Origin of the sequence: Blautia sp. DFI.1.216, from assembly GCF_020594215.1 — a bacterium.
GTDB lineage: Bacteria > Bacillota > Clostridia > Lachnospirales > Lachnospiraceae > Blautia_A > Blautia_A wexlerae.
In genome coordinates, this window is sequence record NZ_JAJDML010000006.1 from 20,107 (window position 1) to 46,988 (window position 26,882).

Annotated in this window: 23 protein-coding genes and 1 pseudogene; 2 read left to right on the forward strand and 22 right to left on the reverse strand. The window is 42.2% G+C overall.

Going from position 1 to position 26,882, the window contains the following annotated elements:
* Positions 1-4: 4 nt before the first annotated feature.
* Positions 5-109 (reverse strand): annotated as a pseudogene (locus tag LJE11_RS03685) (VOC family protein); the annotation flags it as partial.
* A gap of 80 nt (positions 110-189) precedes the next feature.
* Positions 190-1,806, reverse strand: a complete 1,617-nt coding sequence (locus LJE11_RS03690) for a mannitol dehydrogenase family protein (protein ID WP_227295546.1) — start codon at positions 1,804-1,806, stop codon at positions 190-192.
* 281 nt (positions 1,807-2,087) lie between these two features.
* Here LJE11_RS03690 and LJE11_RS03695 point away from each other — a divergent pair, with 281 nt between their 5' ends.
* Positions 2,088-3,221, forward strand: coding sequence for an ROK family transcriptional regulator (locus tag LJE11_RS03695; RefSeq protein WP_227295548.1), 1,134 nt, complete (start codon positions 2,088-2,090; stop codon positions 3,219-3,221).
* Positions 3,222-3,383: 162 nt separating this feature from the next.
* Here the strand turns inward: LJE11_RS03695 and LJE11_RS03700 are convergent, their stop codons facing one another.
* The 18 genes from LJE11_RS03700 to LJE11_RS03785 all read right to left on the reverse strand — a co-directional run bounded on the left by LJE11_RS03700 (position 3,384) and on the right by LJE11_RS03785 (position 24,080).
* Positions 3,384-4,376 (reverse strand): Fic family protein, encoded by a 993-nt coding sequence (locus LJE11_RS03700; protein ID WP_227295552.1) that lies wholly within the window; start codon positions 4,374-4,376, stop codon positions 3,384-3,386.
* Between the two features lie 83 nt (positions 4,377-4,459).
* A complete protein-coding gene (locus tag LJE11_RS03705; RefSeq protein WP_062808330.1) occupies positions 4,460-4,714 on the reverse strand; it encodes a hypothetical protein in 255 nt (84 codons plus the stop codon).
* 206 nt (positions 4,715-4,920) lie between these two features.
* Positions 4,921-6,729: a Na/Pi cotransporter family protein gene (locus LJE11_RS03710; protein ID WP_227295555.1), complete on the reverse strand. Its 1,809-nt coding sequence runs from the start codon at positions 6,727-6,729 to the stop codon at positions 4,921-4,923.
* 420 nt (positions 6,730-7,149) lie between these two features.
* Entirely contained in the window at positions 7,150-8,478 is a 1,329-nt protein-coding gene (locus tag LJE11_RS20035) for a sedoheptulokinase (RefSeq protein WP_227295557.1), read from the reverse strand.
* On the reverse strand, positions 8,475-9,662 hold the full coding sequence (locus LJE11_RS03720) for a pyridoxal phosphate-dependent aminotransferase (RefSeq protein ID WP_120062013.1): 1,188 nt from the start codon (positions 9,660-9,662) through the stop codon (positions 8,475-8,477). The genes LJE11_RS20035 and LJE11_RS03720 overlap by 4 nt, the downstream gene beginning before the upstream one ends.
* Before the next feature lie 713 nt (positions 9,663-10,375).
* The gene (gene atpC / locus LJE11_RS03725) at positions 10,376-10,777 is read right to left on the reverse strand and encodes an ATP synthase F1 subunit epsilon (RefSeq protein WP_008704958.1); all 402 of its coding nucleotides are present in this window, start codon (positions 10,775-10,777) and stop codon (positions 10,376-10,378) included.
* 15 nt (positions 10,778-10,792) lie between these two features.
* On the reverse strand, positions 10,793-12,187 hold the full coding sequence (atpD, locus tag LJE11_RS03730; protein WP_008704959.1) for a F0F1 ATP synthase subunit beta: 1,395 nt from the start codon (positions 12,185-12,187) through the stop codon (positions 10,793-10,795).
* 31 nt (positions 12,188-12,218) lie between these two features.
* Complete coding sequence (gene atpG / locus LJE11_RS03735; protein ID WP_055150651.1) at positions 12,219-13,076, reverse strand: ATP synthase F1 subunit gamma; 858 nt, start codon at positions 13,074-13,076, stop codon at positions 12,219-12,221.
* 20 nt (positions 13,077-13,096) lie between these two features.
* The gene (gene atpA, locus LJE11_RS03740; protein WP_055201088.1) at positions 13,097-14,626 is read right to left on the reverse strand and encodes a F0F1 ATP synthase subunit alpha; all 1,530 of its coding nucleotides are present in this window, start codon (positions 14,624-14,626) and stop codon (positions 13,097-13,099) included.
* A gap of 124 nt (positions 14,627-14,750) precedes the next feature.
* Positions 14,751-15,290, reverse strand: a complete 540-nt coding sequence (gene atpH, locus LJE11_RS03745) for an ATP synthase F1 subunit delta (RefSeq protein WP_055053787.1) — start codon at positions 15,288-15,290, stop codon at positions 14,751-14,753.
* Positions 15,287-15,790, reverse strand: coding sequence for a F0F1 ATP synthase subunit B (gene atpF, locus LJE11_RS03750; protein ID WP_008704967.1), 504 nt, complete (start codon positions 15,788-15,790; stop codon positions 15,287-15,289). The genes atpH and atpF overlap by 4 nt, the downstream gene beginning before the upstream one ends.
* Before the next feature lie 118 nt (positions 15,791-15,908).
* Positions 15,909-16,187 (reverse strand): ATP synthase F0 subunit C, encoded by a 279-nt coding sequence (gene atpE, locus LJE11_RS03755; protein ID WP_008704968.1) that lies wholly within the window; start codon positions 16,185-16,187, stop codon positions 15,909-15,911.
* Between the two features lie 130 nt (positions 16,188-16,317).
* Complete coding sequence (locus LJE11_RS03760) at positions 16,318-17,076, reverse strand: F0F1 ATP synthase subunit A (RefSeq protein WP_020993166.1); 759 nt, start codon at positions 17,074-17,076, stop codon at positions 16,318-16,320.
* A 56-nt stretch (positions 17,077-17,132) separates the two neighbouring features.
* Complete coding sequence (locus LJE11_RS03765) at positions 17,133-17,549, reverse strand: hypothetical protein (protein ID WP_008704972.1); 417 nt, start codon at positions 17,547-17,549, stop codon at positions 17,133-17,135.
* 27 nt (positions 17,550-17,576) lie between these two features.
* Positions 17,577-17,846, reverse strand: coding sequence for an AtpZ/AtpI family protein (locus LJE11_RS03770; protein WP_022380878.1), 270 nt, complete (start codon positions 17,844-17,846; stop codon positions 17,577-17,579).
* A gap of 486 nt (positions 17,847-18,332) precedes the next feature.
* Positions 18,333-19,442, reverse strand: coding sequence for a substrate-binding domain-containing protein (locus tag LJE11_RS03775; RefSeq protein ID WP_008704974.1), 1,110 nt, complete (start codon positions 19,440-19,442; stop codon positions 18,333-18,335).
* 279 nt (positions 19,443-19,721) lie between these two features.
* Positions 19,722-20,423, reverse strand: a complete 702-nt coding sequence (locus LJE11_RS03780; protein WP_022380879.1) for an RluA family pseudouridine synthase — start codon at positions 20,421-20,423, stop codon at positions 19,722-19,724.
* 1,398 nt (positions 20,424-21,821) lie between these two features.
* Entirely contained in the window at positions 21,822-24,080 is a 2,259-nt protein-coding gene (locus tag LJE11_RS03785; RefSeq protein WP_227295559.1) for a hydratase, read from the reverse strand.
* A gap of 310 nt (positions 24,081-24,390) precedes the next feature.
* Between LJE11_RS03785 and LJE11_RS03790 the strand changes: the two genes are divergently transcribed.
* Positions 24,391-24,663 (forward strand): hypothetical protein, encoded by a 273-nt coding sequence (locus LJE11_RS03790; RefSeq protein WP_022380881.1) that lies wholly within the window; start codon positions 24,391-24,393, stop codon positions 24,661-24,663.
* 99 nt (positions 24,664-24,762) lie between these two features.
* Here the strand turns inward: LJE11_RS03790 and LJE11_RS03795 are convergent, their stop codons facing one another.
* Both LJE11_RS03795 and LJE11_RS03800 read right to left on the reverse strand, forming a co-directional pair.
* Complete coding sequence (locus tag LJE11_RS03795; protein ID WP_025577784.1) at positions 24,763-25,359, reverse strand: hypothetical protein; 597 nt, start codon at positions 25,357-25,359, stop codon at positions 24,763-24,765.
* A gap of 148 nt (positions 25,360-25,507) precedes the next feature.
* Complete coding sequence (locus LJE11_RS03800; protein WP_118575535.1) at positions 25,508-26,878, reverse strand: UDP-N-acetylmuramoyl-tripeptide--D-alanyl-D-alanine ligase; 1,371 nt, start codon at positions 26,876-26,878, stop codon at positions 25,508-25,510.
* Between the last annotated feature and the right edge of the window lie 4 nt (positions 26,879-26,882).

The following is a 26,882-nucleotide window of genomic DNA, read 5'->3' on the forward strand; positions in this document are numbered from 1 at the left end:
GACTTTATAAGTACTGGCTGAACTCAACCTTCTCTTTATTCGGTTCCTCAATTGTAAAGAACTTTACCCCGTTTTCCCAGAAAGGAAGAAAATGAACAAGATCATTGGTCGGAATTCCAATATGCTGTTCTTTTAAATTCATTTTCATTTTCCTCCTGATAGTCCGTTATAATATTCATCTGCTGAAAATCATCTAACATATTTATGTATTGTTGCTCTTACAGCTCCAGGTCCTGCAATCATCTCGCGGAACATATCCTCAACCTTCTCTCCCACACCGTCTTTGTAAAGGTCAGTGAAGAACAGACGCTCATTGGAAAGAATTGGTTTTAACTGATCCTTAAATGTTTCAGGTTTACCTACTACAATATCCTTAAATTGTTCCTGCAGTTCCTCATTCATTGGATCTGGTGCAAGTTCAAATTTGTTTCCTTCATCATCTACACCAAGCATATATCTGAGCCATCCTGCAATTCCCAGCGGAATGGCTGTCAGTCTGGAAGCATCTCCGAATTTCTGTACATATGCTTTGATTGTTTCGCCGAAACGGATGCCAACCATCTGAGATACGTCTACTGCCAGACGAAGGTTTGTATCTCCCAGATATTCATTTGGAAAACGATCGTTGAAGAGCTCATCAACAAATGCCTGCGGAGAAAGGATTCCAGGGTCAGCAACTACCGGAAGACCTTCATCATAAGCAATCATACGTGCCATTTTCATCATATCTTCATTTGTATTAAGCATATGCGCAAACAGATCATATCCAAGAACTACTCCCAGCGGACCTGTAGCAGAATGAACCGGATTCAGACATACTGTTACTTTCATACGTTCAGAAAGGTTAACTGTATTTCTGTCTGCCATATATACACCGAAACCTTTTTCCAGAGCCGGACGTCCGTTAGGGAAGCTGTCCTCTATTACCAGATACTGCGGTTTCTCAGCATTGACAAATGGTGCAATGTATGTCTTCTTACCTGTAATCACCGGCTGCATGTTCTCAACACCCAGCTTCTCAAGGTCTGCTGCAATCTGCTCGCTTGGACGAGGTGTGATCTTATCGATCATTGTCCATGGAAAAGCAACTACTTGTTCATCGCTTACATAGTTTACAAATCCCTCATCAACAAATCCTGCTTTCTTCCACTCTTCTGTCATTGTCAGTACTGACTCGCGAAGCTTTGCACCGTTCTGTGAGCAGTTATCCATGGAAACCAGTGCGATCGGATATTTGCCTGCTTTATATCTTTCATAAAGCATTGCAACCAGAACTGCCATGGCACCAGCCGCTTTGTCCGGACCATTCTTAATATCTGCCTCTACAAACGGGAACCATGTTCCGTCGGCTTTCTGTAATGCATAGCCTTTCTCTGTAATCGTAAAGGAAACCATCTGCAGGGATTTGTTTGTGAAGATTTCTTTCAGGCGTTTCCACTGTGCTGCATTAGAAGACTGTGCCTTCACTGCTTCTGCAAAAGCTCCGACTACTTTATACTCACGGGTTCCATCCCCATGCAGGATCACGCTTAATCCCAGATTGTCATATGGATCATAAATCTTATCTACTACATCATAATCAAAAGTTTCCACACAGGTAATCCCACGATCCAGAACTCCCTCTTCCAGAAGACCATCTGCAATTCCACCGATAAACACACGGAAAATATTTCCGATACCAAAGTGAACCCATACCGGATTCTCCTTTGCATTCTCAGAGGCAGCCTCTACATCATAACCCGGAAGAGCGATTCCTGCCTTTTTCCATGCTTCCTGTTCCTTGATTCCATTGATTGATAATTTCATGTTATATCCTCCTTATTTGTCTTATTCGATACTTATTGTTTGTTGTTATGTTTTTTACTTACGTTTATATCTTAACTGTAAGTTGAGTATATATCTTTTCTTTTAAAAAATCCATTGACAGAAATTCTAATTTTCAAACAACTTTTTTGTCTATTTTACTATAGTGTGCTGACAAATTGATGTTGCTGATCGTGCCGGATATTTTTATTGTTTTTTTTTCGTTCTATGCTACAATAAAACTGAAACTTAACATTATCTTGTAACATAATCAGGAGAATATTATGGGTGAAAAGGGATTGACCAACATTAGTCTCAAGAAAATAAATAAATCAAAGGTTTACCAGTACATTTACAGAAAAAAAACGACCTCCAAGCTACAGATCGTTCAGGAACTGCAGATGGGTTTATCCACTGTCAGTCAGAACCTGAATCTTCTGGAACAGGAAGGTCTTATTGAAAAAAATGGTTTCTTTGAATCCACCGGTGGAAGAAAGGCAAACGCCCTTCAGATTGTATCAGATTTTAAAATTTCCATTGGTATCGGTATTTTAAAAGGGATGTTTCATATTACTGCTGTAGATTTATATGGAAATGCTTTCTATACAGACACCATTCCGCTTCCATATTCCAACACACCAGATTACTATAAACAGGTTACTGACGCAGTAAAGGAATTCATCTCATCGCGCCAGTATGACAATGACAAAGTTCTTGGCATCTCCATTGCCACACAGGGTATCACATCCCCGGATCATACCACTGTACTATATGGAGATATCATGAATAACGCAGGCATGAAACTGGATGATTTTTCCAGATATCTTCCTTATCCCTGTTATCTGGAACATGATTCGAAATCAGCTGCGTTCCTTGAATTATGGAATCATCCGGAGCTTGACAGTGCTGTTATCATCCTGCTGAACCGAAATCTGGGCGGCGGCATCATTACCAATCATCAGATTCATCAGGGGATCTCCATGCACAGCGGAACTCTTGAACATATATGTATTAATCCCGACGGCCCACTTTGCTACTGCGGCAGCCGTGGCTGCCTGGAAACCTACTGCTCTGCCAATGCACTGGAACAGGCTGCAGGTATTCCTGCCAAAGAATTTTTCCCTCTTCTGCGCGAAAAAAAATCTCCCCAGATCATACAGATCTGGAAAGATTTTTTAAACCATCTGGCATTTGCCATGAAGAATCTTAACCTTGTTATCGATGCACCGATCATCCTCAGCGGATATCTGGCACCTTATTTTACAGAAGAAGATATTGAATATCTGGCAAAGCATCTCCATACAGCCGCACCATTCATACTGGATAAAACACAGATTCTGGTCGGTACCAACGGACAATATACACCGGCAATCGGAGCGGCTCTGCATTATGTAGAGAAATTTATTCAATCCATTTAACTATAGCAATTCTTATAAATAATGCAATCAAGACAGTTCAGCAGAGTGCGAAAGACAAGAAAGATATCTGATGCAGGACTTCACACTATGATAGGCTGGATTGCTTGCAGTATTTTATGGAATTGCTATAGATTGCTATAAATCAGATAAGCTTCCTGCTATTCATACTTTCATATATCGCTGATTTCTGCTATTCGGTTTATCTGGTAATGTCATTTGGATCAAATTCATCTCAAGTGCGGGTTGCAAATAATTTCTGCGGAATCCATCTCTGGACTTTAACCCCAGTTTTTCCATAAGTGTTTTTCTTGTATAAGGCGTATCATACTCCATAATTTCAAGCATTTTCCTGACAGTTTCTGAAAACTGTTCATTTTCTTCATTCATCTGAAGCGAAATATCTTCCAGAATCCTGTCTATCTGTGACAACATAAACTCTATAAAAATGGTAGATTCTCCTGAAACATGACATCTGACAATTGCATCATAATATTCATCCTGAAATTTTTCAATCTGACTTTCGATTGGAATAAACTCAAATACATGTTTCCATTTAGACAAAATAGCAGTGTGCCATAATCTTGCCATTCTTCCGTTACCATCAGCAAATGGATGAATAAAGACAAACTCATAATGAAATACACTGCTCATAATCAATGGATGAACACTATTCCTTGATTTCTTCATCCATTCAAACAGTTCATCCATAAGCTGCGGTACAAATTGCGCCGGAGGTGCCATAAAAATGCATTCATCTCCATTAAAAACTCCCTCTTCTCCATGGCGAAACTCCCCACATTCTTCCACAAGATATTTTGTCATAATCCCATGAAATTTCTTTAAATCTTTTATACTATAGGGATTAATTTCCGAAAGGCTTTCATACGCCGCATATGCATTTTTAACTTCCTGTATTTCTTTCTGTTCCCCCAGTACAAGCCTGCCATTAATTACATCCCTAACCTGCCCCAGAGAAAGAGAATTCGCTTCTATTTTTAAAGATGAATGAATAGATTTAATTCGGTTATTCTTTCTCAGGTGCGGTTTCGTTTCCAGACTTCTGATTGCCGTGATTCGCCCTATTTTTTCAGAAATTGAAGACACATATGATAATATCTCATTTGTTATTGTAAATGGCGGTTTATATTCTCCCACAAAAACACCTCCAGAATTTCCGTTATCTTGCACACTATCTTGCACACTTTTTTGCATACTTTCTTCTTCAGGATAGATTCCGTCTACTTCAGTGCTGTCAGAATCCCCATTGCATTGTCGTAATCTTTCTCTCCGACCATGATTTCATACAATGTTTTATCTGTTCCAAAGTTCCCACCCATGCTGCGGACGATTCCCCTGCCCGGGGCTGTCATTTTTTCTTCGTGGTTAACTCTCTTTGTTTTGTATTTGATTTTCTTTGAATCTAAGGCTTTACAATACTGCTCATATTTGTCCCTGGATGCACCGAGATAAACTGTTCTGCTGTCGAATAACATAATTACTTCCTCCTTTGGGGTTGTTGTGTTTGCAAAAATGATCCTGCCTGCCGGCTCCTTTGCCTGCGCACTCCAAAGCGTATTCGAAAAATCATTCCCACCATCTGCACGCCCGGCAACTATAACGAAAAAACAGCAGACATCCGTTTCCAGATCATCTGCTGTCATTATATCATATATATTTATTGCTTTGTAGTATAAAAGTATTATTCTACTTCTTCTGGTTCCATGCTTCGCATGTGTTCCTCGTTCTTTACGATTTCATACTTCTGGCGATATTCCTTGAAGTATGTATAATATTCCACGCTGTCAGATGGGTAAATCTTGGAATCATGGATATGCATATCCGGATTCTCGTCTCCGCTCTTAAGGAGAGCTACCATTGCACTTGCACAATGTGCTGCAATACGGTTAAAGCTGTTGAGAATGTCTGTATATACAGTTCCCTCTTCCAGTCCGCAATTGCCGTTACTCAGACGCTCTACATGATGCATCTTCAGCTCATTGCATAAGGATGTGATAATCATTCCAAGAGGTGCAACTCTCTGTGCCATCTCTTTGTCATCATTGAGGAACGCACGACAGGTAAGGTTAATCTCCTCACGAACTGCTTCCATTACTACATTCAGCTCATCCCAGGCTTCCTGTGAGAAGTTAGTGTGATTATCATGCATTTCACTGGACATATAGGCAATGTAGGATGCATGGTCACCGATTCTCTCAAAGTCATTGATGGTATGAAGATAAAGGGATGCCTGCCTTGTCTGGGCACTGTTCATCTCATGCTTTGTGAGCTTCATCAGATAGTCACCAAGACGGCTCTCATATTTATCGATCAGGTTCTCTTTTCTCTGTACCTTGTCAAATTTATCCTGCTGATATTCATTCAGAAGGTTCATGGCACGGTTGACATTCTTGCGAAGTTTCCTTGCCATACCGCTCATGGCACGATGACACTGTCCGATCGCAAGTGCAGGATAGTTCAGGAGACGTTCTTCCAGAAGATCGAAGTCTGCCTCGTCCTCCAGTTCCTCTGCACTGTCTTTTACAAGCCAGCACACCAGCTGTTCAATCTTCGGTATGAACGGGAAGAGAACACATACTGTTGCCACACGGAATACAGTATTCAGTAAAGCAATGGAAACCGGTGACATGATCATATCCATAAATCCGAAATGTACGATAGCATTTATCGTATAAAAGATCACAGACCAGAGAATCAGACCAAACAGGTCGTTGATCAGGTAAACAAGTGCTGTACGTTTACCATTTTTATTCGCACCGATTGCTGAAATCAGAACCGGACAGGCAGCACCTACACCGATACCAAGAACGATCGGGAATGCACTGGAAAATGTCAGGATACCTGTTACAGATAACGCCTGCAATACACCGACTGTGGCAGATGCACTCTGCAACACTGCGGTAAATGCAATACCTACCAGAATACCTATCAGCGGGTTGGAAAACATTGTCAGCATGTTTGTAAATGTGGGGCTGTCCTTCAGTGGTGAAACAGCACCGCTCATTGTCTGCATACCTGTCATCAGGATTGCAAAACCAAGCATGATATTACCGATATTTTTATGCACGGAACGCTTACATGCCATGCGAAGGATAATACCAATAATCGCTACTACTGCTGAAATTGTTGCTGTAGATAAAATCTTCGCAATTCCGTTCTTTCCGTCAATATAAGAAAGACAGAGGATCCATCCGGTAATACTGGTTCCGATATTGGCTCCCATGATAATACCGATGGCCTGTTTCAGTTTCATCATACCTGAGTTAACAAAACCAATGACCATAACGGTTGTGGCAGAAGAAGACTGAATCACGCTGGTAACACCAGTACCCAGAGCAACTCCCTTCAGCGGTGTGTTTGTCATTCGATACAGGAAAGCTTCCAGCTTATTTCCGGCAACCATTTTCAGGCCGTCGCCCATCAATGACATACCGAACAGGAATAACGCTACTCCGCTCAGTAATGACAATATCATTGAAAAAATTCCCATTATTTTCTCCTTTGTCGTCTGCCTGATTTCCCACCTCATCTCAGAAAATCGGCGCATAATGTAAGCAGGTTATTTTACCTGTTTCTAATCAGAATTTAACCTGCTTTTTACTTTTCCATTCTTATTATGTCACGTCCGGGAGATTATTACAATAATTGTTTTTTCAAAAATTGCATTTTTTCCATAGCGTTTAAAATGCTGTCTTTTTTTTCCTGATTTTTTTTGCAGTTTTCATAAAATTTTCCGGCATGCTCCAAAATATATCAGAACATGTCGAAAAATAACATACAATAAATCGGACAGTAAAGAAGGAGCTGTCTATTTTCAGGACAGCCCCTTTCCTCAAATTCCAGTATTAAAATCAATTGGTTATTCACAATTCACTGCTTCATTTTATTATCTGGGGGAGTTGCTATAGTTCTACATACTACTGCTCATTGCCGCTCCTGTCGCAGCTTCCTCTTCACATTCTGCCAGAACAAGTTCTGCCTTGAACATATCTTCAATCATTTCACACAGTACCGGATTTTTTCTCAGTCCATTCCCTGAACCAATCATGCGCCTGATCTTTATGCCGGTTCCTTTCTGAATAGTCATATACATCTGATACAATTCTGTGCTCATTCCCTTCAGAACACCATAGCAGAAATCTTCAGGCGTAAAGTTTTCGGAACACATCTGAGTAATACTGCCGCTTTTTTCCGGCTCTACCCGCGTACCGTCAAATGTTGTTTCAACTTTAATCTTTCGACTTTCAGTTCTTTCACTATTCTGGTCTCTCCCTGTTCTTGCCATCTTTTCCATTACTTTGTATAATGGCTGCTCCTGTCCGGTCGCTTCTTTTACAATTTTTCGGAAAAACTGTTCCAGAAGCGCATATGCCTTGCCGCCACACAGAGATGCTCCTGCAAGCAGATACTTCCTATTTAGGAAAGGTCTCGCCTCAATTCCATCTCCCGAAAAATACTGACTGGAAAGAACAGAAATCTGTCCGCCGGTTCCCATATTGACCAGTAATATATTCTCCTCATCACCTGCTGCTCCAAGGAAGCTTGCCTGGTTGTCTCCGATTGCTGTTGTAACTGTCCGTCCTCTGTATGTACCCAATTTTTCTATTCCCGTACAGACATCAGGCAGCCAATTTACGTCCACTCCCATTTCAGCCAGTTTTTCTTTTTCAAAGCACATCTTATGGCTGTCAAAGAATCCAAAACCTGCCGCATTGCTCACATGTACCAATGGTTTTTTACGCCCTGTCAAATACATTCCAAAATAATCCATGATCGTACAGAAGCTCAAAGCCGAATCCGGAACCAGATTATGTCTGATATTATAAATGTGTGTGACAAGCCCATATCCTGAAGCAGCATGGATTTGACATCTTTCCCGGATTTCTTCTGTTAAAGGAATCTGATCCCCATCGTAGATACTTCCTCTGGCATCCTGCCATGTATATAACGGACTGACACAATTTCCTTCTTTGTCAACATAGACAATTCCATGCATCTGCCCTGTGAGCCCAATCCGCTCAACATGCGGATACTTCTCCAGGAAATAATCCAGCAGATTCACTGCTCTTTCTACAATTTCTTTTGCATACTGTATTCTTTCCCATTCATTTCCGGTTTCGATAAAGCAACCGTTCTCTACAGTTTTTGCCTCCAGAATCTTTGCCTGTCCGTTTTCCTCTTTTTCCAGAACAACACCGCTTATCGTTGTTGTCCCAATGTCAATCCCCGCCGTTTTCACAGTCCAAACTCTTCTGCCAGTTTCTTAAACTCCGGCAGGGAATTAATGATAGTATCATAAGATACACAATAAGCCAGTCTCACATAACCCGGGCAGGCAAAGGAACTTCCCGGAACCATGAGAATATTATATTTCTTTCCAGCTTCGCAGAACGCTTTTTCATCTGCTACCGGTGATTTCACAAAGAGGTAGAATGCACCCTGGGGTTTGATGCACTCGAATCCGCATTCTTTCAATCCGTTATATAAAGCCAGACGGTTCTTATCATATGCAGCTACATCCACTTCTGCATCTACACATTTGGCAATCACCTTCTGCATCAGGGATGGGGCGTTGACACATCCGATGGTACGATTGGCAATAGCCGCAGCAGTGATAAGTTCTTCACTGCCATCTGCTTCATCCGGAATTACCAGATAACCGATACGCTCTCCCGGAAGGGACAGAGATTTACTGTAAGAGTAGCCAACAATGGTATTGTCATAATATTTTGTCAAATACGGAACCTCTACACCGTCATAAGCCAGCTCTCTGTATGGCTCGTCAGAGATCAGATAAATCACACTTCCAAATTCCTGCTGTTTTTTCTCAAGAATTACTGCCAGCTTCTTAATAGTTTCTTCGGAATATACAACACCAGTGGGGTTGTGAGGTGTATTTACGATCACTGCTCTTGTCTTTGCTGTAATCTTCTGCTCAAACTCCTCAAGATTCGGTTGGAATGTGGTTGTATCCGGAGAGATTTCCACAAGCTTGCCATCAAAATTGCGCACATATGCACCATATTCCAGAAAATATGGTGCAAAAACAATCACTTCTTCCTCTGGATTCAGGATCGTCTTGAAAATCACATTCAGACCGCTGGCTGCTCCAACTGTCATAATCAGATTCTTCGCCGCAAATTTAGTTCCAAAGCGGCGATTCAGAGATTCCGCAATCGTCTGGCGCACATCCTCAAATCCTGCATTACTCATATAACCATGAAGCACTGTCGGCTCCACTTCGTTCACCAGATCAATAATAGCCTCCTTCACACACTCCGGTGCCGGAACGCTCGGATTCCCAAGACTGAAATCATAAACTTTGTCCGCCCCATAGATGGCTCTGAGACGGTTTCCCTCCTCAAACATCATACGAATGGCTGAATTATTTTTTACATAAGGTTTCATTTTTTCTGCTATCATAACATATTCGCTCCTGTCCAAATAATCCCGGCAAACCGCCGCAATTCAAAATAATATCGCAACTGCCTACTTTCTTGTCTCTTACTGTCGCATAATCTATTTCTATTTTAACCTCATCGTGGTAAAGTGTCAATGTGTGACAATATACTATGTTTCATCTTTTTAACCGAATCGTTGCCGTTCGCTCCGCTTACAGTAATGTAGCCAAAATTCCAGATTACCCACGTCAATGGAATATAGGCTTGTGTGTATCGGGATTTTGGCATATTCATGCCCCAAAAACACCCCGCGGGATAATAGCGCATGAACAGCAACACCAAATCAAATAAGTCCCTGCCAGTGTGTTTAAAATCTCCAACTACCAGCATAGAAAAATAATTTATTTCATGTGCATTTGCAGGATATTTAGATATTCTTAGCTGGTCAAAATCTGCGTTATGAGAAAAATGACACACTGTCTGAGCGAAGCGAGTTTGTGGCATTTTTCTCATGCCTTTAGCAGATTTTGAGCAGCTTAGAATATCTTAATGTCCGAAACCGCACATGAAATAAATTATTTTTCTATGCGTCCCTTTTCTATGCGTCCCTCCTTCAAATCCCTCCCTCAAATTCTTCCCACTATATCCCCCCCCCAAAAAACATATCACAAACAAAAAAGACCGACAGTCTCCCCTCCCGGATTTCCTGTCAGTCTTTTAATAACTCTTATTTTCTCAGCTCTTCACACTCAAACGCACCAACGCCCTCTGCAGTTTAGCCTCCACAATCTTATAATCATGATCGCTCAAACCACCTTTGGCAATCATCTCCTCAGCTCTTTTCTTAGCTTCCTGTGCGCGCTGCTCATCGATATCCTCTTTCCACTCCCAGGTAGTTGCAAGGACACGGCACTTTCCGTTCATAACAGAAAGCATTCCCCCAATACAGGCTGCGGTCCGTCTGCTGCCGTCTTCCATTACCACACTGGCTTCGCCCATTCCCAGGGCAGTACAGTAATTACAGTGTCTGGCAAGAATAGCCAGATCACCGCTGACAGTTCTGCAGATCACACGCTCCACATTGCCTTCAAAGAGTAATCCGTCCGGTGTTCCGATTCTCAACGGGAAAGTACTCATAGGACATTTCCCCCTTTACTGATTTTTGGCTTTTTCAAACACTTCATCGATGGTTCCCACAAACAGGAAATAACTCTCAGGAATGTCATCACACTCACCGTTAAGGATCATCCTGAATCCTCTCAGCGTCTCCTTCAGCGGAACATATTTGCCAGGCATACCTGTAAACTGTTCTGCTACAGAGAAGCTCTGTGACAGGAATCTCTGAACCTTACGGGCACGGCTTACAGTACGTTTGTCTTCCTCTGACAACTCATCCATACCCATGATGGCAATAATGTCCTGAAGCTCTTTGTAACGCTGAAGAACTCTCTGTACTGATCTGGCAATCTCATAATGCTCTGTTCCTACGATTTCAGGAGAAAGGATACGGCTTGTGGAATCCAGAGGATCAACAGCCGGATAAATACCCTGGCTGGAGATCTCACGGGAAAGTACAGTTGTTGCATCCAGATGTGAGAATGTAGTTGCAGGAGCCGGGTCAGTCAGGTCATCGGCAGGCACATATACAGCCTGTACAGATGTGATGGAGCCCTTTCTTGTAGAAGTAATTCGTTCCTGCAGGTTACCCATTTCAGTTGCCAGTGTAGGTTGATAACCTACGGCTGAAGGCATACGTCCCAGAAGCGCAGACACCTCGGAACCTGCCTGTGTAAAACGGAAAATATTGTCAATAAAGAGGAGCACATCCTGGTTCTTCTCATCACGGAAGTATTCCGCCATGGTAAGTCCGGAAAGTCCAACTCTCATACGTGCTCCGGGCGGCTCGTTCATCTGACCGTAAACCAGAGCAGTCTTGTCAATAACTCCACTTTCTTTCATTTCATTGTAAAGGTCATTTCCCTCACGTGTACGCTCTCCTACACCTGTAAATACGGAAAGTCCGCCGTGTGCAGTTGCTACGTTGTGGATCAGCTCCATGATAAGAACTGTTTTTCCTACACCTGCACCACCGAAAAGACCAATCTTACCACCCTTTGCATAAGGACAGATCAGGTCAACGACCTTGATACCTGTCTCCAGGATTTCTGTTGCAGGCATCTGTTCTTCATAAGAAGGAGCCTGACGATGGATAGACCAGCGTTCCTTTGCCTCCGGTGCCGGAAGATTATCTACCGGATCACCCAGAAGGTTAAATACTCGTCCCAGACATTCTTCACCTACAGGAACAGAAATGGGACCGCCTGTATCCAGAGCTTTGGCACCGCGCACCAGACCGTCAGTAGAATTCATGGCAATACATCTTACCACATCATCACCAACCTGCTGTGCAACCTCGGCAACCAGCTTTGCGCCATCATTATCAATCTCTATGGCATTGAGAAGAGGAGGCAGTTCATCGTGCGCAAAGCGGATATCCAGTACCGGACCGATAACCTGCACTACCTCGCCAATGTGTTTTTCACTCATGTTAGTAATCTCCTATCTGTTGGAAATTATATTAAAGACCTTCTGCACCTGCAACAATCTCCGTGATCTCCTGCGTGATGCTGGCCTGACGTGCCCTGTTGTAATACAGATTGAGCTGATCGATCATCTCTTCCGCATTACTTGTGGCTGCATCCATAGCCATACGTCTGGCCGCCAGTTCACTTGCAGTACTTTCGCAGATACCGCCATAAACCAGACCTGCCAGATATTCCGGAACAATGGCATCAAATACTGTCTCTCCGTCCGGTTCATAGAGGATCAGATTCTTCGTCTCTATCTTACCGCCACTTTCCTCTCTGATATCAGTCATAGGAAGCATGGAAAATACCTCCGGCTGCTGGGAAAGCATGGAATTAAAGACAGTATAACATAATTCAATATGGCCAAAGGTTCCTTTGCGAAATTCTGTACAGAGCATATTTGCCATCTCAAAACAATCCGCTACAGAAATACTTCCTGCCTCTGCAAACTGTTCTGTCAGAGCTTCTATCCCTCTCTGGCGGAAATATTCCACTGCTTTCTTTCCAACCGGCAGAACCATGTAGTCCTTACCCTCAGCAGACGCCTCCAGACATTTAAAAAGATTGGTGTTATAACCACCTGCAAGTCCTCTGTCACCTGCGATCACTACATAGCAGGTTTTATTGTTGGAAGACTCTTTCGCATAAACGGATGAGAAATCTGTATTCTCCCTTGCAATCTCTTTCAATGTCTCATGAAGTTCTGTAAAGTACGGACGGCATACCTCTGCACGTTCCTTTGCCTTACGCAGTTTGGAGGATGCTACAAGCTCCATGGCCTTGGTAATCTGCATGGTACTCTGTACACTCTTGATACGCAGCTTTACCGCTTTCATATTCGAAGCCATACGATACCCTCCTAATCACTTTATTTCTCAGGTCTTGTATTCAGGAAGTTCTCTGTATACGCATCCAGTACGCTGCGAAGCTTCTGCTCTGTTTCCTGCTCCAGCTTACCTGTTGAGCGAATCTCCTGCATAACCTCTACACCTGCTGCATCTGTATCCAGATAGGTATATAATCCTGATTCATATACATTTACGTCTTCCACTTTTACTGATTCCAGAACACCCTTTGTAACCGCATAAAGGATCGCAACCTGCTTCTCTACAGGAACCGGTGCATTCTGGTTCTGTTTCAGAACTTCCACAATACGTGCACCCTGTTCCAGACGTGCCTTTGTATCAGCATCCAGATCAGAACCAAACTGTGCGAAGCTCTGCAGCTCACGGTACTGGGAATAAATCAGTTTCAGTGTTCCTGCTACCTTCTTCATTGCCTTAATCTGCGCATCACCACCAACTCGTGATACGGAGATACCCGGGTTTACAGCAGGCATGATTCCTGAATGGAATAACTCTGTCTCCAGGAAAATCTGTCCATCTGTAATAGAAATAACGTTAGTAGGAATATAGGCAGATACGTCACCTGCCTGTGTTTCAATGATCGGCAGTGCTGTCATGGAACCGCCGCCATGTTCATCGTCCAGCTTCGCTGCACGTTCCAGAAGTCTGGAATGCAGATAGAAAACATCACCCGGATATGCCTCACGTCCAGGCGGACGACGGATCAGCAGGGAAAGTGCACGGTATGCAACTGCATGCTTACTTAAATCATCATAGATGATCAGCACATCTTTTCCCTTATTCATAAAGTATTCACCCATTGCACATCCGGAATACGGTGCGATATACTGCAGCGGGCTTGACTCAGATGCTGTAGCTGCCACAACGATAGTATAATCCATTGCGCCGTTTCTGGTCAGGTTCTCTACTAATGTAGCTACTGTGGAACGCTTCTGTCCAATGGCTACATAGATACAGATCACATCTTTTCCCTTCTGGTTAATAATGGTATCTGTAGCAATTGTAGTTTTACCGGTCTGACGGTCACCAATGATCAATTCTCGCTGTCCACGTCCGATAGGGATCATAGAGTCGATGGCTTTGATACCGGTCTGAAGAGGCTGATATACAGATCTTCTCTCACAGATTCCTGGTGCCTTGCTCTCGATTGGCCGGAATTCTTTTGTATCAATCGGGCCTGCTCCGTCAATTGGCTGTCCCAGTGCATTTACAACACGTCCAACCATGGCGTCGCCTACAGGTACAGACACGACCTTGCCTGTACGCTTTACGGTCTGACCCTCACCAATGTTCTCATCTGAACCAAAGATTACGATGGAGACACTGTTCTCCTCCAGGTTCTGTGCCATACCAAAGCTTCCGTCCTCAAATTCCAGAAGCTCTCCTGACATACAGTTTACCAGTCCGCTGGCTCTGGCAATACCGTCACCAACCATAAGGATCGTACCTGTCTCGTTCTGTTGAATGACATTTTCGTAATATTTTATCTGGCTTCGGATGACCTTGGATATTTCCTCAGGTTTTAATTGCATGTTTCCATTCCATCCTTTTATATTCTATTATTTTGCGCTGTCTGAATTCAGAAATTTAAAGATTTTTCATATCCATATGTCAAATACCCATACAGTACGATTCTCAAATCCGGAATCCAGTTCCTTATACTACCAATTCATTCAGTTTCTTCGAAATACCGGAAATACGGCTCTGTACTGTACCGTCAAGCTGTACGCCCTCCAGTTCCACGCGAAGTCCGCCAAGAACGGATGCATCTGTTTTCTGAACCAGATACACTTTCTTTCCACTTAGCTTCTCAAGCTTCGCTTTCAGAGCTTCCATCTGAGTATCACTGAGCTTCACTGCACTGGTAACCACGGCTTCTGCAATTCCATGTGCACTGTTGTAGCGTCTGATAAACTCTTCGCAGCATCCGGCAAACTCTCTCAGAATCTTGCGTTCACACAATAATTTCAGGAAATTCACCAGATATCTCTCTGCCTGCCCTCCGAAAGCCTCTTCAATCATCTTAAGTCTCTCGTCTTCAGGAATCGCCGGTTCTCCCAGCAATTTCAAATATCCCGGATTTTCCCTGAAAATCTGTCTGACTGCGATCATCTGCTCCATGATCTGTCCATCGAGCTTTTCTTCAGCGGCAAGGTCATACAGACTTCCGCCGTAAACTCTGGCAGTTTTTGTCATGATGCCTCACCTACATTCTCAATAAACTCATCAATCAGTTTTGCATGATCCTCTTCACTAATTTCGCGCTCGATCACTTTTCCGGCAATCTCAACAGCCATACCGCCGATTTCTCCCTTGATCTCGTTGACTGCCTTACGTTTCTCCTGGGCAATGTCTTTCTCTGCCTTCTCTTTCATGGCAGTTACCTGACTGGAAGCCTCCTTAAGCATCTCTTCACTCTGGATAGCGGCTGTTTTCTGAGCTGTCATCACAATGTCATTTGCCCTATTCTTGGCTTCCTGCATATTCTTTTCATATTCTGCCTTCATTGCCTGAGCTTCTTCCTTTGCCTTCACTGCATCCTGGATCTGGGCATCCGCTTTCGCTTTGCGCTTTTCCAGCATCTCATTGATGGGCTTGAAGAGGAAACGTTTGATCAGATATACCTGAATAAAAAGGTTGCAAATCGTCGCTATAAAATTCCACGGCACAATTCCAACTAATTCCTGTACCTGCATGTTTGTAACCTCCTGTCTGTATTTATGCGGATCATTCTCCGGCTGTTGCCGGAATTATCCACAGGTTCCATATCAGATGCCGCTTAATCTGTGATATTCGACATCTCAGCTGTTTTTATCAGCTCAGGAAGTTCATGAACATACCAGGTGCAACGAAGATAAGCAACAGACCGGTTACGAAACCGTAGATACCTGTTGTCTCTGCGATGGCACATCCAAGAAGCATGGTAGAAGTAACATCACCCTTGCACTCAGGCTGGCGTCCGATTGCCTCCAGCGCCTTTGCTACTGCGTTACCTTCACCAATACCAGGTCCGATACCTGCGATCAGCGCACATCCTGCTCCAATTGCACATCCTGCTAATGCGATACCTTTTGCCAATAACTGAAAATCCATATTAAAACCCTCCTGTTAAATAATAATCTGCAGCTTTTCCCCTTTGCTGCGGTATTAATTTTTCTGCTGTATTTCAGCATTCTTTGCGGTTACCACCGCTGCCGTTTTGCTCCGGCAAATCATGTTTCTGCTACTCTTCTGCTGCATTTGCAATATACATTACAGTCAGCATACAGAAGATAAACGCCTGCATAACTCCTGAGAACCAGTCAAAATAGACCGACGTTATCGCAGGTACACCGACATCAAGAATCGGTATCTTTGACAGTACATCTCCCAGTGCACCCGGGATCAGGCCCAGAAGCGCGGAACTTGCGACTGCCAGTGCCCCATAGATCAGGCCATTGATTACCACACCGGAAAGGATATTTCCGAAATGACGACACGCCATACTGACAGGTGTAGCCAGCTCAGAAAGAATATTAAACGGTGTCATAACTGCGATCGGAGTTGTAAATCCTTTCAGATAACCGCCAAATCCGCTGGTCTTTATCTTCTGTGCTGTGATCATAATGAAAACCACAACTGCCCAGGCAGCCTCAGTAGAAAGGTCTGCTGTAGGGCTTCGAAGTCCGATCAGACTGATCAGGTTGGAAACCACACTGGTTGCAAAAAGTGCTGCAACAAATGGTATCAGGTATCTGAATTTCTCACCCATATTTCCGATTACAAAGCTGTTGGCCTTCTCTACAATGAGCTCTGCCACAGCCTGACGTTTGGAAATGTTCTCTTCTTTCAGATCATGTGTCAGCCAGATACACAAACCTGTTATGAGTATCATAACAATCCAGCTTACCACCATTGTCTCACTGATCCTTAATGGTCCGAGAACAGGCACATCAATGGGTAATGTAAAGAATATCCTTGCCCCGCTGATATCCAATTCCATACTCTTTATTCACCTCCTGTCTCTCCCGGTACTGTTCCGGTTTGATATAGAAATACCTATTTGTTAGTATGAAAAATTCCTGCAATTTTAATTCCTGTTCCGGGAAATAAAAGAGGAACGATTCCTGCCACAAAATGAAAACAGGGTGCCACGATTGCCAAGATCACCCACAACATCTGGATCAGCATTCTCTGGGAGTAACTTGCTTTGATCCTCATTCTCGCTGTGTCCTCATCTGTTGCTGCAGCTGCTTTCTGCACTGCAAGTCCCATAAAAAAGAAATTAAGGACTGCCACACATCCTCCCACTGCCCCTCCAAGAAACACCGTATAATCAAACGGTACCTTCTGTGGCATGAAAGCATGCAGCACTCCAAACACGATCCACATCAAAATCAGCCCGATTCCGGTGATGGCAGCTACCTTCCCGGTTTCCTTCTTTACGGCAGGCTGAACATTATCCATAATACTCATATAAATCTCCCTTTCGTTTCTGTATCATTACAGGTGTCTGTTAAACGATACTTTATTTTTCTTCTTTTTGTTCTCTTTCTTCTGCTGTCTGTTAATAGAAAGATAAAATTTATATGCCACTGTCCCGGAACCTCCAAGACCAAAGAAAAAACCGGGGATATATACCCATCCGCCAGCTCCGGTCTTAGAAACAATCAGCCAGCATACTGCCAGACATATCAGGACAGGGGTTATGAGAGACAGTCCAAGCTGCGACAACATGGTGACATTTCTGATGATCTCTGACCATTGTTTCATCCTCTTCTCCTTTTTGCTTAATTTTTGTATATATTTTCAAGAATTTATAGTCAAATTTTACCATATATCCTTTAAAATTACAATCTCATTAGATAATTTTATCAAATATTTTTCATCCATCCAATATTTTTTTGTTATTTTTATATCGTGTATGTGATTATATCATCAATATAAATCTTTTTATACAGTCAAAGCTTCTGATTTGTTTATATTTTTATTTCAAAGAAGAAGAAATATAAATAAGGAGCCTGCCCGGAGAGCTTTTTTGTGTCATAGAACATTACGGAGTAATATTCTATAACACAAAAAAAGCACGAAAACAACTCATCACTGTTTTCATGCTTCTTCTTTCGTATATAATTCTGCTTTATATATAAGTTCTGTATTACCGGTCTGTCCCAGCAGACACATTCCTCTTATAGAAAATCCTCTTAATTAATGCATTTGAGACCCTGTACATCCTCCCGGAGCGTTTATCTTTAATTCTTATTCTGTATATAAATATCCACTATAATCCGGATCATCCAGACAGTCTGCATCGATCCATGCCGGATTGCTCAGTACATTTTTCTCGATCACAACAGATTTCTTCGGTGCCGTTGTTTCAACTGCTGCCCAGATTGTCTGGTATCCCATAGCATAAGGTTGCTGGGAAACACAGCCAATCTCTTCTCCATTACGGATTGCTTCCTGCTGCTTAGTAGTTGCATCAACCCCTACCAGAGCCGGTGCATCATGCTCATCACTCTTCTCCAGATTCAGATACATCTCCGTAATATCTGCATTGGTACAGAATACACCATCCAGTGTGGGATATTTTTCCAGAACTTCCTTCATGGAAGCCTCCATATCATCTACCTGATCAGAATAAATGGTTTCCACAACTTCAATGTCTCCGTACTTCCCGATATTATTCATAAATCCTTCTACACGATCCTGAACACTCTTTGTCTTCTGCTGTGCGGAAAAAACCGCAACCTTTCCCATCTTTCCGAGTGCACTGCCAAGCTGATAAGCAGCCATCTTTCCTACCTGCACATTATCGGTTCCCCGATATGCCTTCACCAGTTTTTTCTCGGCTACATTAGAATCAAATGCTATAACCGGAATTCCATTTTCCTTTGCAGCTTCAAGCTGTGCCTCACAGGAATCCATGTCACTTGCCGAAATACAAAGAACATCCGGATTCTCTGCGATAACAGCATCTATTGTATTAATCTGAGTTTCTACGTCCTCTTCATTATCAGGGCCTTCAAAAGTCATGGTAATCTGGTCATCTTTTTTATAACCATATGCTTTATTAATTTCCTTTACCGCATCTTCCATGCCTTTCTTAACCATCTTCCAGTATTCGCCCTTGACACATTTGCTTACCACTGCGATCCTTGAACCGGCATGGATTTTTATATCTGTATCAATCTCCGGAATCAGCGGACTCTCATCCTCTTCCTTCACCGCTTCTGCCTCTGAATCGGATTCTTCGATAGCGTCTGCCACCAACGGCTGGATTGTCTCTTCCACCTCCGCTCTGCTGCATCCTGTCAGCATTGCCAGTCCTGTCATTAAACTTATCGCTGCTGCCGCCGCTCTTTTCATTTTAATTTCCTCTTCCTTTCAGTGCTATACTGCACATTACAGCAATTTCATAAAATAATGTATAATTTCTGTCAACTAAAAAATCGATATCTGCTCAGTACTCTCACAGAATAATTAACATCGAACAATTACCTGTAGCGATCCTCTTAAATGCATTATTTACGAGAATTGCTATAAACCTTATAACTGCATATTACTTTCTACATTATACACACTTTACGAAATTCGTCCAGAGATTTTACACATTTTTCACTTTTATACATCAAAAATTACGCTATATCAATGTCTTTTGAATGCCATACCTGCAGGCTGCACCTGAAACTCCAACTGTTTCTTTGTCACCGGATGCTGAAATCCCAGTTTTGCAGAACAGAGAGCCAACGGTTCCTGACTATTCTGACCGGGATTATACTTTCTGTCACCAACCAAAGGCATTCCGGCATGCGCCATCTGCACACGAATCTGATGATGCCTGCCTGTATCCAGATCGATCCGAATCAGATTTCTTTCGCCACAATCCTGTGCATCTTCCTTATTTTTCCAGGTTTCCAGGACTTCATAAGACAATATCGCCTTTTTTGCTCCGGAAGTTCCTCCCTCAACCACTGCAGAGCTGTTGGTCCTGCCATCCTTCTTCAGCCAGTCCACCAGTTTTGCACTCTTCACTTTCACTGTTCCTTCTGTAACTGCAAGATAAGTCTTCTTTATTTTTCCCGCTGTCATCTGTCTGCTGAGATCTGCTGCTGCCTTCGGATTCAGGGCAAATACAAGAACCCCCTCCACCGGCTGATCCAGGCGATGGATAATACCCAGATACGGCATCTTACCCGGAACCTTCTGAGCAATATAATTCTTCAAGAGGCTCTCCATATCCATATTGCCAACCCGCGCATTCTGAACTGCAAGCCCTGCCGGTTTGTGACAGACCAGAATATCTTTATCTTCATATAAAATATAATCTCTGATATCTTTTATCCACATAAAAAAACTCTCCTTTTCATGGAGAGTATATCCTAAAATTCCATTTCACGCAATAAACGAATATATATATGAATACAATTTGAAAACGGTCATCACTTTTTACTTTTCCTGATTTCAAAAATGATGACCGCTTCAATGTTCTTCGTTATTCAATTTATTTTCCTCTTAGTATTCTTTCTATAATAAAATAATATGTTATTTACAAACTACTTTATAAGTTCACTATTAAATTTTTCTATGTTTATTTAAAATTCCTATTCTGTTTCCTGCTCATAATCCATATGTACTGTTTATAATCTGATTCATTCCTGCTTTTATGCTTTTATGATATCAGTTATTCAGTTCATCGGAACTTACTTAGAAAGTTTTATAGATTTTAAATTATAATTTCACGTATTATAATTTATTTTTCATTTATGAAATATCGGATACACTTTTTCATTATTTTTCGTGCTAAGCAATCATAAACCTAACTTCTTAAATTCACAACTGTTTAATTTTCTTATGTGCTTTTCATATTTATCGAACATTAATGGCAGATGTTCTGAATTATGTAAAGTATCACTGAAAAAGTACCTTAATATTTCTCTCAATATCCTGTAATTTTATATACCGGATATTCTTCTGATGCAGGATTTCAAACCATATACTTAAACTTCTATATGCCTCTCAAAACATCGTTCTTACCTTCAGTTTATCTGTTACCTGAACCTCTGCTTTCAGGCTAACTACTGAGATAAGGGTTATGCTCTTCCGGTAAATATTTCTTTACACATTTACCAAAATCCCTGTATCAGGTCTGCAACAGATATTCAATATAAGTTATCGCTTCTATAATACCTTTGATACATTCCTTCCTTATTAATCAGACTGTGCGTATGCTCTTATATTATATAAGGAAAATATTTTTTTATAATCTCCGTATCAGGTCTTTCTTGCAGGAAATGCGATACCCGTTACTCTTATATTGATGAAGTTATAAATTCTTTCCCAATGGAATCACCCGAACCTTTCTTTTATTTTCATCCTTTTCATTGGAACATTTATATATGCTATGAATTGAATGAATTTCTTTGATTGTTTAATTCGTTTCCTTGTTTCTTTTGATGGTGTTATAATAACACTCTTGTTATTATTTGTCAATACATTTTTGCATTTTATTTCAATATTTTCTATTTATTTTTGTCTTATTTGCACTAATTTTATAATATTTTTATTTATTTGATAATTTTCAGACTATTTCACTTTCTTCGATGCAGTACGTTGCTGCCCGGGGCTCTATTATATCCACGAATCGCTCCGCTGCAAAGCAGTTCCCGCAATTCTCATAATTTCATAAACAATAAAGATGCAGCTACTCCCAACCTAAAGAGAGGATAGCTGCATCTTCATCACTTCCTATTTTCGATTATAATTAATCAGGCATCCCTTAAGGATAATCTCACGCTCATCATCCGTAAGCTCCCCAAGAGCCACTTCAAACTCCTTCAGTCCCTCAGCACCGACAACATATCCCCGGATCACATCATCCTTTTCTTCCACTGCCTTACGAATCTGTGGGAAGAACAGATAATCTCCGTTTGCAAACGGAAGCTCCCCTTCTTTAATCAGGAATGGAAGCATACCCCAGTTGATCAGATTGGAACGGTACCTCTTTGTCGCATACTCATTGGCGATATTTGCCCATCCGCCAAGCACTTTCTGACAGGAAGCAGCCTGCTCACGCGCAGAACCATCACCTGGTTTCACTGCAAAGATCGTACTTCCCACACCAAGATTTTCCTTGCTTACATTCGGATAATCCTTTTTGATCACATCCATTACAGGTTTCATCTCCTGTAATGCCTCAACCGGACATTTTCCTTCCTGAATAGCCTTCTGAGCTTTCTGAACTTCTTTCGCACGTCCTACATAAGCAGGATCTTTTCTGGAAAGTGTAAACTCAGCCAGTCCAAGTGGATTGGAACGATAAGAAGATGTCTCACCGGATGGGATCAGTTCATCTGTTGTAGTAACCGGATCATGGATCTCAGAAACAACCTTCACGATCAGATTCTCCGGAAGTGCAGCCATCTCCGGCCAGTCCTTAATATTCGGACCAAACTGGATCTCTACACCTGGATCAGCTATACCCTTGCTGTCAAATACACGATTGTCATAAATTGTCTTATCAAAGAAATATTTCTGTCCTGTATAACCACCCGTATAATCCTCTGCTGAAGTCAGGAAACCTTTGTTTGCTGCAGTTGCCGCAATAGAACGTGCGTCCATAAGTGCAACAGAAGAAATCTGGCCATTCTGGATTTTGGAACCTTCGCGGTTCGGGAAGTTTCTGGTCGTATGACGGATACTGAATGCATTATTTGCAGGAGTATCCCCTGCACCAAAGCAAGGTCCGCAAAAAGCAGTCTTCACAACAGCTCCCGTTTCAAGAAGTCCTGCCAGAACGCCATTCTTAGCCAGTTCCATATAAATCGGAGTACTTGCCGGATATACACTCAATGTGAAGGCATCTGCACCAATGCTCTTGCCTTTAAGGATATCAGCTGCTGCACAGATATTTTCAAATCCACCACCTGCACATCCTGCGATGATTCCCTGTTCTACATAAAGTTTACCATCAATTACTTTGTCTCTTAATGTATATGGAACTTTTCCATCAAGGCTGATCTGTGCTTTTTTCTCAACATCTGCCAGAATATCATCCAGATTTGCTTTCAGTTCATCAATTGTATATGTATTGCTTGGATGGAATGGCATAGCGATCATTGGTCTGATCTCACTCAGATCAATCTCTACACAGCCATCATAGTATGCTGTTTCACCTGGTTTCAGTTCTTTGTAATCTTCACTTCTGCCATGGATCTCATAGAATTCCTGAATCTTCTCATCTGTCTGCCAGATAGAGGAAAGACAGGTGGTCTCTGTTGTCATTACATCTACACCAATTCGGAAATCAGCACTTAAATTTGCAACACCGGGTCCTACAAATTCCATAACTTTATTCTTCACATATCCGTTTGCAAAAACCTTGCCAATAATCGCAAGCGCAACGTCCTGAGGACCTACGCCCGGACGAGGAGAACCGGTAAGATAAATGGCAACGACGCCTGGCATATTGATATCATAAGTCTGGGAAAGAAGCTGCTTTACAAGCTCCGGTCCGCCCTCACCCATTGCCATGGTTCCCAGTGCGCCATATCGTGTATGGCTGTCTGAACCGAGGATCATTTTACCGCCTGCTGCAAGCATTTCTCTTGCAAACTGATGGATAACCGCCTGATGGGGCGGTACATATACGCCGCCATATTTCTTGGCACAGGTAAGTCCAAACATATGATCATCTTCATTAATAGTTCCGCCTACGGCACAGAGTGAATTATGGCAGTTTGTCAGTACATATGGCACCGGAAATTTCTCAAGGCCTGAAGCACGTGCAGTCTGGATAATTCCGACAAAAGTGATATCATGAGAAGTCAGTTTATCAAATTTAATCTGAAGTTTCTCCATATTTCCGGAAGTATTGTGTGCTTTCAGAATTGAATAGGCAATTGTACTCTTTGCAGCTTCCTCTTTGGAAACAGGAAAATCTGCCTGATTCTCCGGAACAATCTTCTGACCATTCAGCAAATACACACCGGTATCGTATAATTTCATAATGTCTCCTCCATTCTGTTTTTTTGCATATCACAAATGCAGTTATGGAACTCACCTTATCCACACCAGTCTTCAAATTTCCAGATGAAAACTGATTTTCTCCTGAACCGGCACTTTGACACGCTAATTTATGGAAATTTAGGTTTTATTATAGAATATTCCACCGGAATAATCAAGCCTAAGACTATAAGTATTTTGCTGTTGCTTTTCACTTTCTTTACTTTCCCGCAAAAATCCGCTATACTGGGAATCACTTAGAAAATGAGATTTCTGCCGCCTGTGGCAGTTCTGACAGGGAGGTATTACCGATATGTTCCGTTTATGGGGAAAAATATGGAAAGATAATCATTTACTGAAAGATACTGTAATCTGCGATGACTCCGAAGATACGCGGACCCACAAGATTTTTCGTGGTCTGGAAAGTATCTGTTATGAAATGGATCTGGGAAACCCAATCTGGCTGGAATCTACAGTCAGACATTTTAAGAAACATGGAAAAGCCAGATTTTATCAGGATAATTTTATAGAGCAGATTGATTTTGATTATCTGGAGATCCAGGTAATTGAAGAGGATGACGAATAATAAATTATTCTGTCTTAAAATGTGTACAGGATCAGAAACTTTACATTGCCATATTGTTTCTGATCCTGTGTGTCTCATTTGCAGTGAATTTTCATGTCTTTATTTCATAAATTCTCTTATGATTTCTCTCATAATCTCATCTTCCTCGGGTGTAAGCATTCCGCTGAAATGGCTTCCTGCTGCTGCAGTCTGGCGGATACTGTCCGCAATATGTTCAACGATTTCCTCTTTTACAGCTTCGTCAGCCTTCTCCGGCACCGGCACTTCTTCTACCCATGTGCGGGCATGTTCCACATAATCAGAAAAAGAATTCATCAGAAGTTCTTCTCTGTATGTAAAATCCAGCGCCTGTCTCAGCAAAAGCAATGCTGTCGGAATGATCGCAGCCACATAAAGATATGCCAGCGGCATTCCGTCCCATCGTGCATCTTTGGAATACAGGAAAAAAGCCAGTCCAAGAAAAGCGATACAGAAAAGTGACGGATACCAGACAAACCGGTTCATACGGTTCAACAGCCTGTCTCTTGTTTTCCAAAGATTTGTCCATTTCTCTTTGAGATTTGATTTAACCTCTGTATTTTTTCTGATCATTCTTCGGTAGGTAAGATGTGTGGTCAGCATCCCCAGTGCTCCCAGTCCGCCCATTAACATCATGGCATACAGCAGGAAATGCAGTTCCATAACTTTCTCCAGCATAACATCCTCCTCACTTGAACAGATAAGACTATCTGCTTCGCTGCCTGCTCATAAACTGACAGGATTATTATACTGCTGTTTCCGGTATCATGGAACTAAAATCGCTCATCAAATTCTCTCATAAAAAGACAAAAATGTCTCGAAGTGTTTACATATTTTCCAGTTTCGTAACTACCTCTTCAAACTTCATAAAATGGGAAGCTTTCACAAGAATAGTGTCACCATCCTGTACATAACCTTCCAGATGCTCCAGCAGACTTTCTCTGTCCGGCTCATAGATTACTTTCAGGTCCGGATTTGTCCGCTGTGCTCTCTCTGCCATATTTCTGCACAGTTTACCTGTACAGATAAGAACATCAATATCACATTTTCCGGCATGCTCTCCTACCTCCTCATGAAGCTGAACTTCATTCTCTCCAAGTTCACCCATATCGCCAAGGACTGCTATTCTGCGTCCTGCACCATCCTGCAGAACATCCAGAGAGGCTTTCATGGACATGGGATTTGCATTATAGCAGTCATCTACGATCAGAAATTTATCTGTTTCGATCATTCTGAAACGACCGCTGATCGGCTCCAGGCTCTCGATTCCGGCTTTAATCTGCTCAGTTGTAAGTCCATAAATATTTCCAACTGCAGCTGCTGCCAGCGCATTATATACCATATGGCGCCCCGGCATCGGGATATCAACTGTAAATGCAGTATCCCCCAGATGAATGGTGCAGGTCATTCCCTTTAACCCTCTGCTTACAATCTTATCACCGTAAACCTGACATTCACTACTCATTCCGAAAAATACAGGTTTTATCTTTTCATATTCTTTTACTGTGATAAGCTTGTCATCATCGCCATTTAATACAATATGTCCCTCCGGTCTGAGGAATTTAAAAATCTCTGTCTTTGCTTTCAGAACACCATTTCTGTCTCCCAGATTCTCCAGATGGCAGGTACCGATATTCGTGATCACGCAGGTGTCCGGTCTTGCAATCTGCGCAAGTCTGGTCATCTCACCGAAATCACTGATTCCCATTTCCAGAACTGCAATTTCATCTTCATCACGCAGACGAAAAACTGTGAGAGGCAGACCAAGTTCATTGTTAAAGTTGCCCTGTGTTTTCAGAGTATGGTATTTCTGGTTCAGAACAGATGCGATCACTTCTTTTGTACTTGTCTTACCAACACTTCCTGTAATTCCCACAACCGGGATCTGAAGCTGCTTTAAATAAAACTCTGCAATATCTTTCACTGCCTGAAGAGAAGATTCTACTGCGATATAAGGAAAATCAGCGTTATCAAGCACCCGTTCCGACAAGGTTGCCAGTGCCCCTGCTTCCATTACCTGTGGGATAAATTTATGGGCATCTACACGTTCCCCCACAATAGGTACAAACAGACATCCTTCTTCTGCTTTTCTGCTGTCTGTGATAACAGACATTACTTCTTCCTGTAATTTATCAGCCGGACCATAATAAGTACCGCCGCATACGCGGGCGATATTTTCAAGAGTTAAGTTTTTCATAATA

Excerpts from the sequence above, each read along its gene's own strand:
- LJE11_RS03690 (WP_227295546.1), bottom strand. The coding sequence starts at position 1,806 with ATGAAATTATCAATCAATGGAATCAAGGAACAGGAAGCATGGAAAAAG.
- LJE11_RS03695 (WP_227295548.1), top strand. The coding sequence starts at position 2,088 with ATGGGTGAAAAGGGATTGACCAACATTAGTCTCAAGAAAATAAATAAA.
- LJE11_RS03705 (WP_062808330.1), bottom strand. The coding sequence starts at position 4,714 with ATGTTATTCGACAGCAGAACAGTTTATCTCGGTGCATCCAGGGACAAA.
- LJE11_RS03710 (WP_227295555.1), bottom strand. The coding sequence starts at position 6,729 with ATGGGAATTTTTTCAATGATATTGTCATTACTGAGCGGAGTAGCGTTA.
- LJE11_RS03720 (WP_120062013.1), bottom strand. The coding sequence starts at position 9,662 with ATGATAGCAGAAAAAATGAAACCTTATGTAAAAAATAATTCAGCCATT.
- atpC (WP_008704958.1), bottom strand. The coding sequence starts at position 10,777 with ATGAGTACTTTCCCGTTGAGAATCGGAACACCGGACGGATTACTCTTT.
- atpD (WP_008704959.1), bottom strand. The coding sequence starts at position 12,187 with ATGAGTGAAAAACACATTGGCGAGGTAGTGCAGGTTATCGGTCCGGTA.
- atpG (WP_055150651.1), bottom strand. The coding sequence starts at position 13,076 with ATGGCTTCGAATATGAAAGCGGTAAAGCTGCGTATCAAGAGTGTACAG.
- atpA (WP_055201088.1), bottom strand. The coding sequence starts at position 14,626 with ATGCAATTAAAACCTGAGGAAATATCCAAGGTCATCCGAAGCCAGATA.
- atpH (WP_055053787.1), bottom strand. The coding sequence starts at position 15,290 with ATGACAAAAACTGCCAGAGTTTACGGCGGAAGTCTGTATGACCTTGCC.
- atpF (WP_008704967.1), bottom strand. The coding sequence starts at position 15,790 with ATGCAGGTACAGGAATTAGTTGGAATTGTGCCGTGGAATTTTATAGCG.
- atpE (WP_008704968.1), bottom strand. The coding sequence starts at position 16,187 with ATGGATTTTCAGTTATTGGCAAAAGGTATCGCATTAGCAGGATGTGCA.
- LJE11_RS03760 (WP_020993166.1), bottom strand. The coding sequence starts at position 17,076 with ATGGAATTGGATATCAGCGGGGCAAGGATATTCTTTACATTACCCATT.
- LJE11_RS03765 (WP_008704972.1), bottom strand. The coding sequence starts at position 17,549 with ATGAGTATTATGGATAATGTTCAGCCTGCCGTAAAGAAGGAAACCGGG.
- LJE11_RS03770 (WP_022380878.1), bottom strand. The coding sequence starts at position 17,846 with ATGAAACAATGGTCAGAGATCATCAGAAATGTCACCATGTTGTCGCAG.
- LJE11_RS03775 (WP_008704974.1), bottom strand. The coding sequence starts at position 19,442 with ATGAAAAGAGCGGCGGCAGCAGCGATAAGTTTAATGACAGGACTGGCA.
- LJE11_RS03780 (WP_022380879.1), bottom strand. The coding sequence starts at position 20,423 with ATGTGGATAAAAGATATCAGAGATTATATTTTATATGAAGATAAAGAT.
- LJE11_RS03785 (WP_227295559.1), bottom strand. The coding sequence starts at position 24,080 with ATGAAATTATACGATACCGGTGTGTATTTGCTGAATGGTCAGAAGATT.
- LJE11_RS03790 (WP_022380881.1), top strand. The coding sequence starts at position 24,391 with ATGTTCCGTTTATGGGGAAAAATATGGAAAGATAATCATTTACTGAAA.
- LJE11_RS03795 (WP_025577784.1), bottom strand. The coding sequence starts at position 25,359 with ATGCTGGAGAAAGTTATGGAACTGCATTTCCTGCTGTATGCCATGATG.
- LJE11_RS03800 (WP_118575535.1), bottom strand. The coding sequence starts at position 26,878 with ATGAAAAACTTAACTCTTGAAAATATCGCCCGCGTATGCGGCGGTACT.